9 protein-coding genes are annotated in these 14189 nt (G+C 55.5%); 3 read left to right on the top strand and 6 right to left on the bottom strand.

Translation table 11 applies throughout. The annotated features are described in order from the left end of the window. Positions 1 to 3: 3 nt before the first annotated feature. Both AB4Y71_RS04010 and AB4Y71_RS04005 read left to right on the top strand, forming a co-directional pair. Positions 4 to 1245: a THUMP-like domain-containing protein gene (locus AB4Y71_RS04010; protein ID WP_134779756.1), complete on the top strand. Its 1242-nt coding sequence runs from the start codon at positions 4 to 6 to the stop codon at positions 1243 to 1245. A gap of 155 nt (positions 1246 to 1400) precedes the next feature. Continuing rightward, entirely contained in the window at positions 1401 to 2543 is a 1143-nt protein-coding gene (locus AB4Y71_RS04005; RefSeq protein WP_102597364.1) for a glutamate--cysteine ligase, read from the top strand. A 27-nt stretch (positions 2544 to 2570) separates the two neighbouring features. On the opposite strand, the gene AB4Y71_RS04000 is transcribed toward AB4Y71_RS04005, so the two are convergent. After that, on the bottom strand, positions 2571 to 3245 hold the full coding sequence (locus AB4Y71_RS04000) for a FadR/GntR family transcriptional regulator (RefSeq protein WP_441718091.1): 675 nt from the start codon (positions 3243 to 3245) through the stop codon (positions 2571 to 2573). Further along, complete coding sequence (locus AB4Y71_RS03995) at positions 3242 to 4513, bottom strand: MFS transporter (RefSeq protein WP_441718088.1); 1272 nt, start codon at positions 4511 to 4513, stop codon at positions 3242 to 3244. The genes AB4Y71_RS04000 and AB4Y71_RS03995 overlap by 4 nt, the downstream gene beginning before the upstream one ends. A 227-nt stretch (positions 4514 to 4740) precedes the next feature. Between AB4Y71_RS03995 and AB4Y71_RS03990 the strand changes: the two genes are divergently transcribed. After that, positions 4741 to 5913: a metallophosphoesterase family protein gene (locus AB4Y71_RS03990; protein WP_441718087.1), complete on the top strand. Its 1173-nt coding sequence runs from the start codon at positions 4741 to 4743 to the stop codon at positions 5911 to 5913. 179 nt (positions 5914 to 6092) lie between these two features. On the opposite strand, the gene AB4Y71_RS03985 is transcribed toward AB4Y71_RS03990, so the two are convergent. The 4 genes from AB4Y71_RS03985 to AB4Y71_RS03970 form a co-directional block, all read right to left on the bottom strand. Then, positions 6093 to 7474 (bottom strand): IS3 family transposase gene (locus AB4Y71_RS03985; RefSeq protein ID WP_441718084.1). Its coding sequence is split into 2 segments (ribosomal slippage): positions 6093 to 7156 and positions 7156 to 7474, totalling 1383 coding nucleotides; the frame shifts between segments, so codons are not numbered across the junction. 192 nt (positions 7475 to 7666) lie between these two features. Beyond that, complete coding sequence (locus AB4Y71_RS03980) at positions 7667 to 9415, bottom strand: P-loop NTPase (RefSeq protein ID WP_441718500.1); 1749 nt, start codon at positions 9413 to 9415, stop codon at positions 7667 to 7669. Further along, positions 9334 to 10521 (bottom strand): SIR2 family protein, encoded by a 1188-nt coding sequence (locus AB4Y71_RS03975; RefSeq protein WP_441718081.1) that lies wholly within the window; start codon positions 10519 to 10521, stop codon positions 9334 to 9336. Before AB4Y71_RS03975 ends, AB4Y71_RS03980 begins: the two co-directional genes overlap by 82 nt. Positions 10522 to 11105: 584 nt before the next feature. After that, positions 11106 to 14183, bottom strand: coding sequence for a type I restriction endonuclease subunit R (locus AB4Y71_RS03970; RefSeq protein WP_441718078.1), 3078 nt, complete (start codon positions 14181 to 14183; stop codon positions 11106 to 11108). Positions 14184 to 14189 lie beyond the last annotated feature (6 nt).

Raw genomic sequence — 14189 nt, 5'->3', positions numbered from 1 at the left:
GACATGGCTCAGGCTTCTAACGACTCATCGCTCAAAGAACAATTCACCGCCCTTCTTTCTGAAGAAGGCTGGAAGTTGCTTTCCACCATTGACCCGTCCATGGTGGCGACCAAGGATGCCGCATGGTCGCTGAACGAAAAACTGCGCAAGGACGGCCACGACCCGCAAGTAGTCCGCGCCGTCATTGCCCAGACCGAGTTGAGATTCAAAGCCCGGGTGAAGTTCGGACCATTTGCCGACTCCTTGATATTCACCCCAGCAGGTCTTGAGCAAGCAACGCGTCTGACCATTGCCGGCCTGCATGCCCGCCGCTACACCAATGCAGGTTCCACCCACGTGGCTGACCTCGGTTGCGGAATCGGCACCGATTCCATTGCTTTAGCCAGTGCCGGCTTGAAAGTCACCGCAGTAGAGATGGATGAAACCACTGCCGCGGCCACGACCCTGAACCTCATGCCATTCGAAAACGCGACCGTAGTTCACGGCGGAGCCGAGGAAACTGACCTCACCGGCATCGATGGAGTTTGGCTGGACCCGGCCCGCCGCACGGACGTCAAGGGAAGCACCCGGCGCCTGTTCGATCCAGAAGCCTTCTCCCCTCCCCTGTCTTTCGTTGAGAAGCTGGTGGATGACGGACTGGATGTTGGAGTGAAGCTCGGCCCAGGCCTGCCCCATGAAGCTATTCCTGATAGCGCAGAAGCCGTATGGATCTCTGATCATGGGTCCGTGATCGAGGCCTGCTTGTGGTTCGGCAAGCTCAAGCGCCCAGAAGTCACCCGCGCAGCGTTGGTCATCGACAAGGACGGCGCACATGAATTGGTCAGCTCGGCGAGCGCCAAGAATGACGCACTTGCTCCAGTTGGCGAGCTGGAAGCGCATATCTACGAGCCTGATGGCGCCGTGATCCGTTCCCACTTGATTTCCACCCTGCTTGAGCAGACCGGTGGACATCTCTTAGATGAGCACATTGCGTACTTCACCCACGCAGAGAAGATTTCTACCCCGTTTGCCCGCGGCTACAAGGTCTTGGCGACGCATGACTACAACGTGAAGAAACTGCGCAGCTGGGTGAAATCCAATGCAATTGGCACCTTGGATATCAAGAAGCGCGGTGTAGACGTCACTCCTGAAGAGCTGCGCCGCATACTGCTGGCCGGCTCTCCGAAGAGTGCCAAGAACAAGGCAACGCTTATCCTGGCTCGGCTCGGAGATAAGCGCGTAGCCTTCGAGGTTGAACCGCACTAGTCTTAGGTGACGCACCTCCCATTGGCCCAGTGCCGATGCAGGTGCCGCGCAATACATACAATAGGTGTGGAGAATCGTCGGAAAATCGACGCATTTTCCGTCCCAGTTGTTCGGCCCCGGAGCATTCCGTCCGAGATGTGATCAATAGGAGCCCCATGCAGAAAATCGAGTTCGCTCACTCTTCCCAGTCCACCATTGGAGTCGAATGGGAAATCGCCTTAGTTAATCGCGAGAATGCGGACTTGTGCTCTGTTGCCGAGAGTATCCTTGACCAGCTCAAGGACGAGGCAGGCCTGGCCCATGAGGATGAGCATCCCACGGTGAAGCCGGAATTGCTGATGAACACCGTTGAGGTGGTCACCGGCGTCCATAAGACCGTGGCTGAAGCGGCCGAAGAACTGCGCACTAACGTGCGCATGCTCAACCGGGTTGCTGGCGACCACGGCGTCGACCTGTATTCGGCAGGCTCCCATCCTTTTGCTCCGCCGACCTTGCAGCCGGTAACGGACAAGGACCGCTATGCCAAGCTGATTGACCGCACCCAGTGGTGGGGCCGCCAGATGGTTATCTACGGCGTGCACGTGCACGTGGGCTTGGATGATCGCGAAAAAGCACTTCCCATCACTGATGGGTTGATCAACTACCAGCCGCATTTCCAGGCGCTCAGCGCTTCCAGCCCCTACTGGGGCGGGGAAGACACCGGCTATGCTTCGCAGCGTTCACTGATGTTCCAGCAGCTGCCAGCTGCAGGAATCCCCTTCCACTTCGATTCGTGGTCTGAATACGAAGCGCACGTGGCAGACATGCTGCATACCGGGGTTATTGATGATGTCTCCGAGATCCGCTGGGATGTGCGTCCGGTACCTCGTTTGGGCACCGTGGAAATGCGCATCTGCGATGGCGTGAGCTCCCTGGAGGACATTGCCGCCTTTACCGCGTTGACCCAGTGCCTGGTGCACGACATGTCGCTGTCCATTGAAGCCGGCTACAAGATTCCTGTCATGCCTGCTTGGTTCCGTGTTGAGAACAAATGGCGCGCCGCCCGCTACGGGCTGGATGCCATTATCATCCTCAACGCCCAAGGCGATGAGATGCTGGTGACTGACCACCTGCGCTCAGAGGTCAAGCGCCTGGCCCCGATTGCCAAGCAGCTTGGCTGCTTCGAGGAGTTGCAAGGCATCATCCGCTTGATCGAACTCGGCGCGGAATACCAGTTGCAGCGCAATACCTTTGCTGCCTCTGGCGGTGACTTCAAGGCCGTGGTGCAGGAAAACGTGCGGCGCATGAAGGCCGTTTAGCTTGGGCGGCACCGCTGAGGCCGCAAATTACGGCATCCAGCTGATGCAGTAATCGAGATTTTCAATAACGCTTCTGGCCGCGCGCTCCGGATCTCCAGCTTCGATGGCCTCTACCAGCGCCTCGTGGCCCGCACGCAAGCAGCCGTCGAATCCGTCTGCGAGACGCTGCACCATTTTGGTGCCATGAAAGACGTCGCCGAAGCTCTCGTAGATCTCATGCATCAAGGGAACCCCGGAAGCTTGCGCCACTTCCAGATGGAACTGCCAGTCGACCTGCGCCCAGGCAGGGTAGTCCCGGGCTTCCCACGCCTCGCTTCGCTGGCTCAGCAGTGCGCGCAACTTGTCGATAACTTTCGGCTCAGCAGCCCGTGCAGCCAGCCGCGCCGATTGCGTATCCAACGCGAAACGCACCTGGAGCACGTCTTGGTCGGAGTGGTCGCGGTACACCCGCTGGGCGGTGCCGCTGATCTCGCTGGTCGCCCGCACATACGTGCCATCCCCGCGGCGGACCTCGAAGATCCCCGTACTGGCCAGCCCCTTGATAGCTTCGCGCAGGGTCCCCCGGGAGACGCCCATTTCCGCCATCAGCTCGGGCTCTGCTGGAATGCGGTCCCCCACCTTCCAGCGGCCCTTCGCTACGGCGCTCTGCAGCTTCGCCACGACCTCTTCGGACAGCGGCGGACGCAATGGGGTCTTGCTCATGGCCGCTCCGCTTCAGCCGAGCCGTCGACTTCGATCAGCTGATGGGTCTCGGCTTCGGTGCGCAGGCCTCCCAGCTTGTAGCAGAACAGAAGCTGCACCACCGCAAAGCCCAAGATGATCACCAGGCCAGCCGTCCACGATCCCAGCGCGCCCTGCATGAGTCCCAAGGCGAATGGCCCGATGGCAGCAATCAGGTAGCCGACTGACTGGGCGACGGTGGATAGCGCCGTGGTCTCTTCCGCGCTGCCGCCGCTGCGGCTGAGCATGAGCATCACCAGCGGGAACACTCCGAAACCAAGGCCTATCAAGACCGAAGTAGGCAAGGAAAGTTCAACTGGCAGCAGGAGCAAGGCGGTGAACCCGAGCACCGAGCAGCTGGTGGTCAGCAAGAAGGCGCTGCGCAGCAAGCTCGGCTTCGAAGCCATCCAGAGCATCACCATGACAGCCGGGATGCTCACCGCTTGCACGATTCCCAGCATCAGGCCGGCAGCCGCCGGTTCCAGCCCGCGCGAGATGAGGATATGCGGCAGCCAGCTGACCACGGTGTAGACCAGTAGCGACTGGATGCCGAATACGGAAGTGAACAGCATGCCTTTGCGCGTGGCCAGCAGCGGCCAGGCAGGAACGTGCGCGCCCTGCTTGGCTACTTGGCGCTGTCCCGGAATGGACAGCGGAATGAAGGCCAGCAAGGCCAGGCCGGCGGGAATCGCCCACAAGGCCAGGGCTGCTGTCGGCGAGCCTGCTTGCACGGCCAGCGGAATGCTGACCGCGGAGGCCAGTGTTGCTCCGATGGACATGGTGGTCGTGTAGACCGCAGTCATCGAAGCGGCGCGGTTCCCATGGTGCTCGCGGATGAACGATGGCATGGCGACATTGCAGATGGCCAGGCCGCTCATGCCCACGACGGTGCCGGCCAGCAAGGCCCAGGTTGAATCGACAACGCGCAGCGCCAAACCGGCAGTGAGCAGCAGCAGGGACAAGGCGATCCCGAGCTCGAGTCCGGTGCGGCGGAGCACAATGCTGGTTGCGGCACCGGCAAGCGCGAAGCAGAGCACAGGGATCGTGGGCAGCAGCGACGCGATGAACGTGCCGTAGCCCAGCATGTCCTGCAGGTCGTGGAAGAGCGGAGAAGCCGAAGCGATGCCCATGCGCAGGTTCAGCCCGACGAGGATTACCGCTGCAATAGCAAGGGCACCCGCGCGCCACGAATGCTTGCGGGCCTCGCTGGCATTAGACGTGGGCAGGGGTTCAGATGAGTTGTCGATCACGTTTAAACATTAGATGTCTGATGATCGAGCCATCGAATTCCGTGTCCTATTGCACCGACGAGTCGACATGAGGTTCCGAGATGCTTGTTCAGTCATTTTATTTATGCGCATGGTAAGCCAGCGACTTCCAATGTTCATTGTTTCGTCACTAGCCATCCCTACGCTCTAGGGGTTATCAGCCAACCAACCTTGTGGCTGGCTATCTAATAAACGTGAAAGGCGCTTGCGTGAGCAATTCTTCTTCTGTCCCCCGTCGTGGAGTACTGATTGGTGGCACCGCTACCGCGATTACCGGGCTATTCGCCGCTAACACTGCGGCTGCGTCCGCAGCACCGGCTAAGAAACCGGGAACTGCGCCTAAGCAAAAACTGAAATTCGCGGCAGATGGCAAGTTCAAGATTGTTCAGTTCAACGATACCCAGGATGGTCCGCGTACCGACCGGCGCACCCTTGAACTGATGGACAAGGTCCTGGACATCGAGAAGCCTGGCTTCGCGCTCATCAATGGCGACGTCATCAACGGTGATTCCAAGACCGCTGCGGAGGTCAAGCAGGCTATCAACAATGTCGTGCAGCCAATGGAGTCTCGGCGGATCCCTTGGGCGCTGACTTTCGGCAACCATGATGAAGACTCAATGCCCAACGGCACGAACATGTCTGATGCCAAAATTCTTGATTTCATCCGCAGCTATGAGTTCAATGCCAATTCCAAGAATGACAAGATCCAGGGCGAGTCGAACTCGCAGCTGCTGATCGCTTCCTCGAAGAGCTCCAAGCCAGCTTTCGGCATCTGGCTGCTCGATTCGAACCGCTACGCGCCAAAGACTGTGGGCGGCCAGGGCTTTGAAGGACTCATGTCCTATGACTGGATCCGACCCGAACAGATCGCCTGGTACCGCGAGGCGTCCAAGGCTACCGAAAACCGTTACGGCAAAGTCCAGTCTTTGATGTTCTTCCACATTCCACTCTGGGAACACCACCACATGTGGTATGGCTCCCAGTTCACTTCGAATGATGCCGACCATGAGAAGGCAGTCAAGAGGCACTCCATTGAAGGAGTCAAGAACGAAGGCATCTACACGGGTGCCTTCAACTCGGGCATGTTCACTGCCCTGCAGGAACGCGGCGATGTCCGTGGGGTGTACTGCGGCCACGACCACATCAATACCTTCAAGGGCGACTACTACGGCATCGAGCTTGGCTATGGACCGGGTACCGGCTTCGGCACCTACGGATTAGGAGATGCCGAGAACCACCATCTGCGTGGCGCTCGCGTCTTCGAACTTAACGAACACAAGGACGGTGTTTACACCGGAACTCGTACGGTGTTTGCCAAGGAGCTGGGTATCGACATGAACACAAAGGCGCAGCCTATGGATGCGCCGTTGCCAATGCCATAAACCAAGACGAGTCTCTGGGCGAAGCGGAACCATTCGACAAGTTTCTGTTCTTGCTTCACTTGGACGTTTCAAGTCGGAGCATCATTGCGAACGGTCATATTTGAGCACCGACGGGGCCAACATGGTGCCGCATCGGAATTTTTCAAGTCAAACGGTACCAACACGAGTCTAAATAACTATCAAGCGGCCTGAACTACCCGATCCTTAGGATTATTAATCCATGCAGCTTCAGGCATTGCCAGGATCTTCGGGTCCCGCGACGTACTAAAACGTTCAGGATGCTGAGCGCGAGCCGCTGCCAACGTCTGTAAGCGTTTCACAGCCACTGAATCGGCCAACCCGAAATGAACGTCCGCCGGCGTATGCAACCCAATCCCAGAGTGCTGGTGATGATGGTTGTACCACTGCACGAATTCACTCATAAACTGCCGTGCATCACCCAACGAAGTGAAACGCTCAGGGAACTGCGGACCATACTTCAAAGTCTTGAACAGCGACTCTGAATAGGGGTTATCATTGCTCACCCGAGGTCTCGAATGCGACCTCGTCACTTCCAAATCAGAGAGCAACGCCGCGACCGTTTTCGAAGTCATACTCGTCCCGCGGTCAGCATGAACCACCTGTGGAATCCCATGAACACCAAAGATTTCCTTCATCATCTCCACGGCTAGCTGGCCAGACTCGGTAGCGTGCACGTGCGCGCCAACGATATACCGTGAATAAATATCGACCATAAGGTAGCAGTCGAAGTACCTGCCCTTCACCGGACCAGCTAGTTTTGTGATGTCCCAACTAAAGACTTGACCTGGCGCATTAGCTTCCAGCTCAGGGATCGCACGCGGCTTATGCTTCGCCAATCGGCGGCGTTCCTTGACCAGCCGGTTCTCATTGAGCACCCGATAAAACGATGATAGAGAACCCAAATACTTCCCCTCATCAAGTAGCTTCGCATAGACCTGCATCGGGGCCATATCCACGCACTCAGGACTATTCAAAGCACTAAGAATCGCAGCCCGTTCAGCATGGCTGAGCTTGTTCGGTGGCGCCGGACGCGGAGCATCCTGCGGCTTGCTCGGTTTGCGATTCATTGTGGTGCGTGAAACGCCCACTATGACAGCGGCTTTCCGTGACGGGATCTTGATCGAGAGAAGCTGCTGGTAAGCGGCTTTCATTTCTTCTTGGACTTCGGCTCGTCCTGCGACTCGTTGATGGCGTTCTCGAAGAACGCCGAGAGTTTTCCCATGATATCCAGGGCGTCCTCGGTCTTCTTCCGCTTGCCCTCACTCACCTCTAACTGACGGCGCAGACGGGCAATCTCGGCCTGTTCGGCGCTGAGCTTGCCAATACGGGTACCGGCTGCTTTGCCTTCCAGCACGCCAGCGTCGCGCAGCTTGCGCCATTCGGTGATATGCGAGGAATACACGCCATGCTCACGCAGGTAGGCACCGCCCTTCTGCTCGACGATGGCTTCGTCGTAACCGGCAAGCAGTTCAAGTTTCTCGGTGGGGGTGAAAGTCCTGCGTCGGGACGGTCCACCGGCGCGGGGTCCGGGAGTAGTCATAGGACTATCTTGTCCTATGGCGGTTGTGGCTAGGTCAGACATTGAGGATGATTTCCTGGTTCTCGCCTTACGTGCTGGAGTGGGTTTGCTATGTGGCGTTGGTACCGTTCCAGCCTGACACGTAGGGGATTGCACATCGTTTCGTTACACATGCACTACTAAATGGCTTTGCTAAACAGGTTTGACACAAAATTATCTGTCGGTATAGGCGTAGTTATGACCGTAGTTCAATTTCGAACGAATTTTCTTATGCAATCGCTCGAATTGCAGTTTCATTCCTTGGACTGGACGTACGTATTCACTTTCGCAATTAGACCGAGCCTCTTGAAGCGCTCTTAGAAGCAAAGAAAATATTTGAGCAAGATCCTTAAAATTGGTTTCTACTCCGAAACTACTTATCTCGTCTTTCCAAAGTTTAAGTCGCCTCTCAACCTTACTTTCGGATTCACCCTGCAGATAAGGCCTACAAAGTTCAAACAATTCGACGACTGCATTGAGACCTGCCATGTAGGGATATTTGGGCTGCTCTTTGATGGCATTCTCCAATCCGATGCCAACGACCATAAGTGTTTTAGATATCTGATCAAAATTCATCTCAGAGTCTGGCCATAGGTCAGCCAACGCAAGCCCCGCCAGGAAAGCATTTGCATAGGGGGACCCAGCAGAGCCTGCCGTTACGGCCCACTCGTGTAAGCTGACTCGAATTCCCGTCGACCGGTCTGCTGCAGTCGGAAAAAGTAATGCTGCATCGACGTTTGCTTTTAGTGCCAAATCGAGAATTTCATTCTGACGATAAACCGCACTAAGTGTACTTCGGTAGGACAACCTGTTCGGCGATGCATCCACAGCAGCTTCTGCTGCCACAATTTGTAATCTACCCAACTCCAGGGATCGCGCTAGGTAACAATAAGGGCGTAACGATTCGTCGAACCCTCTTGTCGGTCGTTCCGCATCTTCGACGGCTTTGCGAACAAGACGTTCGACTAAATATTCAACACCTATACCCATTTCTTGGCCAAGCGATAATGCACTAGCCGCAATCGATCGATGGCGGGTAACCACAAAGTTTCCTTCGAAGGCAACGGGTGATTCTTCTCCAAGGCTGACAAGAACGGAGTTGGCTAGTTCTGCCTGCCCCAATCCGAAGACGGAGCCCAAACGCTCTTTGCTAATTGGCGTATTACCCACGTCGTGCATAAGTGATATAACCAAGAAGGCTTCGGCGAAATTATAAGAATCTGAATCACTGCCATCCGCTTTTCGTCCATAAAATGTTCTGTCTTTGAGCTGCCCCAACAACTCACGAACGTGTTCCTTCAGCCCATCGCCGTAACGAATCTCAAGCATGGCGCCAAATAATGAATTTTTAGCACCGCCACGGTAACTCTGAGCTACGCTCAACAGTCGTTCAACTCGACCATCCACATCAGCAATAAGTGCCAGCTCCCCTAGAGCCTCCCTCCCGATTTTTGCCCAAGAAGAGACCAATGAGAGGGCATCCGGTCGAGACAGTTGAGAAAGGGAATGCTTGCGTGTTTTTACATAGGCATTCCAGTTGACTGTCGCACCACCAGAGAACTGCCACTGAATATCACGCACTGCAGATATCAAATGTATGTGTCTGAAATTTAACTCATGAATCTGCGATATTATACCTTGAACCCAGGGAATCGCTTTATCTACTTCATCGAGAAAAAGAAATACTTCTTCACTTTGCTCAAAGGAGGTTAGAATATCCGGAGTTAATAGTGATGCGCTGTGTGTGAAATTGAGAATCACGGCCTTTGGAAACTCTAATTTCATTGTTGCCATCACCTGAAAGAGTGCGGTGGTCTTACCTTCGCCACTAGGCCCTTGAATTACATCGAACGAACTCGATTTAGAGACAACACTTTGACGAATATTATTACAAACAGTCTCCACAACGTCTCGCCTAGGAATATAAGAATTAAACCCGTCTCGAGGAGTGGGAACTCGACCGTCGAAGAATTCAATTGCCCTAATGCGAGCTTCACTATCCACCCACTCATAAAATTCTCCGGTACTCCAACCCACCGGAATCGCGGATAAGTCAGGTGCCCGGTGAACATTGTCATAAACCAGATATTCAGAAATGCTTTTTCCAATTCCGGAAAAAACTCATTTGCGTCTATTTCTGTGTAGAACTGTATTCCTGTAAGCTCATTGTTTAGTCTTTTTAAAATTTCATTTTTTTCGAAAGACTCAACTAGTTTCGTCTCATTCTCAAATGTGCACCATAATATGTCTGCACGCCTAGCCGACCCATCGTCAATCATAGCTTCAATTGCGAGCATAACCGCGTCAATCCACCCCGAGTATCCAACTACCACAAGAATAGACCTTGTCACAATGTCGCGAATCATGCTAGATAGATTCGGTCGCTCGGCTTTTAGATCAGTAACATTATGCAACGTAATTGAATCACGCCAATATCCGTTAAGATGGTAGATGTCGCAAGCTTGCTCAACGTAGATTGATTGACCGCCCGCATCGATTCCCATAGGATGCGGATTGGAACCTGCTTTCGAAATAGCCACTTCTATAAGTGGGTCAAAATTCGTAGTTAGAACTTTTCCTCTCAGATTACGAGGTAGTCCACAAAGTATTCGTCCAAGCGACTCAACGCCCGCCGGAATGTTCCAATTACTATAGTCTCGCTCGATTTTGGAATGGTTATCCGTTATTATTTTTACGCTTGACACGTTTTCCGCATCATATGCCGCGAGTGTACATTTAGCAATAATCTCGTCAACAAACTCTGCGCCAAACCGCTTTTTAACGAAGCCTAGGGCCGCCTGGTACTTTTCTGAAGGAGCTTCGAAAGTTGCGACTTCACGATCAAAGTCTGCATGGTCCCGGGAATCTATAGCGCCCCGGGCTCGAATAACGATGTCGTTAACTCCCGGCACTGAGGCTAGCGTTAACCCACTTCCGAACAAAAATGCGATTGGCTTCTTCCTGTCCACCGGCTCTAGAGCACGGCCAATACGACGGACAAGATCTTTCGCGTCTCCGGAAAACTTCATTTCTACCCCAAACAATTTTATTTCGAATCTACAGATAACCTCAATGAATTTTCACTTTGGCATAACATAGGTTACGGTTTATTCCTTTTGATATCAAAATATTGGTTTCCAGCTGGTACATCCACTAAATTCTTTGTTTTTGTGGATATCCTTGGAGTTTCGCGCGTAACGGCACTTTATTCCATACTTCAGTTGCGACCGAGCTCCCTGCTTACACTTCCCGCCAACGTTATGACTTCTAGCCTCTCTTTGGCGCTACGACCCATTCTAGAAGGCAAAACAGGTGTATCTTTCGTGCACGATACGCTTAGCCGGAACTTTAATGGTGCAGCGAGACTGGAGGTTGTACTGGTGAACGTATTCTCTGATTTCTTCGCGGGTGACGCCGACGGTGCTCATGGTCATTTCTTTCGGTCAGGAGTGGGTCTTGAGTGACTCGCTTACAGCCTTACCGAGAGGGACACTACAAGACAGACTGACAATATGTCTCTCAGCCGCATCCTTTGCCTAGGGAAAAACTAGAGGACTGTTCTTATTCGCTTCCTCCCGAATAGGCAGGTATCGAGTTTGGGCCGGCCTGCTTCTTATTGCTGTAGCTCCTCATATACGAGTTCGCTGAGCATTTTCAGCAGGGCACCCATTTTCGTTTTATCCCCCAGCGCCTGCAAACTCAGGTTGTAATGGCTATCCATTGAATTCGACACAGCATCAGTGATTGCTTGGGCCAGGTCGGGACTACCTCCGAAGTGGCTGCGGGAATTGTTTCTTGCTTGTTTCTGAAGAGTCTCGTTCTTCACCAGCTCCCGCCGGACGCCTTCAACGAAGTGCGCCACAGCATCCATTTCCTCGCCTTCGAAAGGCAGATTGGCCTGCTGGATGATTTCTTCCCAGGTCGACAGGATAGGATCCTTTGTCTGCCCGGTGCCTACCTCCGTCGAAGGTTTCAAGGTCGAGCCCTCCCCGGTGAGCTGTAGCTGCGCCTTCCCCTTGTCCTTGAGCGCGTACTTCGCCAGCACCACGCCGGAGAGATCCAGTGCCACTTTTGAGTCGTTTACCCTGAGCACCGGCAACAGGTGCTTGTAGTAGATCGAGCGTTTTTCCAGGTCTGAATCGGCAAAGTCGAAGATCTGGGACAGGAAATCGTAGGCACGGACAAACGAGCCCAGGTCCTTGCGGAACAGGTCAAGCTCATCTTGTGACGTCTTGTCCTTCGCGGCCACGGCGGCGTTGTACCGGGTGTTGAAGCGGGACTTCGCCGGTGCCACCCAGCCGGACAGGGCGTTGTTGCCTTCCTCCAGGACATAGGCCTTCACCATCCCGTCCACTTCGGATTCGAGATAGATCTGGGCGGCGTCGAGCTTAGCCTGAAGGTCGTGGACCACGTTAGGGTCCGAGACGCCCTCCAATGCGGCCTCGCGGAAGTAGGGCTGGAAGGAGGCCAGGATCTCGTCGGGATCGTTGACGAAGTCCAGCACGAACGTCTGGTCCTTGCCCACTGCGATACGGTTCAGCCGGGAGAGCGTCTGAACAGCGGAGACCCCGGAGAGCTTCTTGTCCACATACATTGCCACCAGCAGTGGCTGGTCGAAACCGGTCTGGAACTTGTTGGCCACCAGCATGATCTTGTACTCGTCGGTGGAGAACGCCTCGGGCAGCGTCCTGCCTTTGAGCCCCGGGTTCATGTTGATTTCGGTGAATTGCTCGAGACCGGATTCGTCGTCGGTCACCTCACCGGAGAAAGCGGCCAGGGTCCCCAGCCCGACGTAGCCCGCGTCGTTGATGTACTTGTCGATCGCCAGCTTGTACCGCACTGCCTCCTTACGGGACCCCGTGACGACCATGGCCTTGGCCTTGCCGTCCAGGCGCCAGGCGACATTGGTGCGGAAGTGCTCGACAATCACCTGGACCTTCTGACTGATGTTGTACGGGTGCAACTTCACCCACCCCATCAACGACTTGAGCGCCTCGGACTTCTCCACCTTGGAATCCTCGGAGTCATAGTCCTGTCCCTCGTGGGTTAGCCGGTATGCAACCTTGTAGCTGGTGTAGTTCTGCAGCACGTCCAGGATGAAACGTTCCTCGATGGCTTGCTGCATAGAATACAGGTGGAACGGCTGCGGCAACCCGTCCGGCCCCTTGCGGCCGAACAACTCGAGCGTCTTGGCCTTCGGGGTGGCGGTGAACGCGAAGTAGCTGATGTTCTTCGCGTCCGCACGCTCGGCCATCTCGGCCGCCAGGAACGCCTCGACGTCGAACTCACCGCCGTCGTTGACGTCCGCCAGTTCTTCTGCGGATAGGACCTTCTTCAGCTTGTTGGCCGTGGACCCGGTCTGGGACGAGTGCGCCTCGTCCGCGATGATTGCGAAATTCCGTCCCTTCAGAGCCTGGGATTCGGCGATGGCCTTCAGTGCGAAGGGGAACGTTTGGATGGTGACGATGGTGATCGGGGTCCGGGCCACCAGTGCGGCGGTGAGTTCGGCGGACTTGGAACCCGAGTTGCCGCGGATGGGAACCACGACGCCGGATTTGTGCTCGATCTGGTAGATCGCGTCCTGCAGCTGGGAATCCAGCACGGTGCGGTCCGTCACCACGATCACCGAGTCGAAGAGCTTCTCGTTGCCGGCCCCGTGCAGGGAGCTGAGCTGGTGTGCGGTCCAGGCAATCGAGTTGGTCTTGCCGGAACCTGCCGAGTGCTGGACCAGGTATCGGTGGCCGGGGCCATCGGTGCGGGCGGTCTCGATGAGCTGGTTGACCACGTCCCACTGGTGATAGCGCGGGAAGAGCAGGGACTTGCGGACCTCCCGTTCACCGGTGACGGGGTCGGTCTTGTCGCTGACCTGCAAGTGCAGGAACTTGCCGATGATGTTCAGCCAAGAATCACGCTGCAACACCTGCTCCCACAGGTAGCTCGTGGCCGATCCCTTCGGGTTGACAGGGTTTCCCGCGTGGTCGTCGTCGCCGATGTTGAAAGGCAGGAAATACGTGTCCTTGCCCTTCAGCTCGGTGGTCATCTGGATCTCATCGTTGCTGACAGCGAAGTGCACCAACGCCCGTCGGCCAAAGAACAGCAGTGGCTCGTCCTTGTTCTTTGCGTTACGGGGCAATCGATCGTTACGGTACTGTGCGACGGCGTCGTTGATGTTCTGCGTGAAGTCGGTTTTCAGCTCAATGGTGGCCACGGGCAGGCCGTTGACGAACAGGACCAGGTCGATGCTTTTCTTGGTGTCGACCGTGGAGTAGTGGACCTGCCGAACCACCCGAAGGCGCACCTTGCCGTATCGCTCGAGGGTCTCCGGGTTCAGGCCCATGGCGGGCTTGAATTGGCACATTTCGAACTTAGCAGCGACATCCTTGAACCCGGTGCGGAGGACAGAAAGCATGCCTGCTTCCTTGGTGGCCGGCTTGTCCAAAACCTTGCAGAGACGGTCCAGCAGCAGCCTCCTGGCGACCGCTTGCTCGGCCGGCGAATCGGTGGGCTTCAGGACCTTTGCCAGCTGCTGCGGCTGGGTGTCCGCCAACCAGGCAAACACATCCTCGGGGATCAGCGCCCGGGTGGCGTCGTAAAGTCCGCTGGCCTTGCGTTGCGGCTCGTAGATCCAGCCCTGGGCTGCAAGCGCCTGGCAAATCTCGTCCTCAAACGTCACTTCATTGTGCTGAGCCATTTAGTT

Source organism: Glutamicibacter sp. MCAF14 (genome assembly GCF_052114325.1).
Classification (GTDB): Bacteria; Actinomycetota; Actinomycetes; order Actinomycetales; family Micrococcaceae; genus Glutamicibacter; species Glutamicibacter arilaitensis.
Note: the sequence above shows the minus strand (reverse complement) of the source record. Positions and strands in the feature narration are given on the sequence as shown.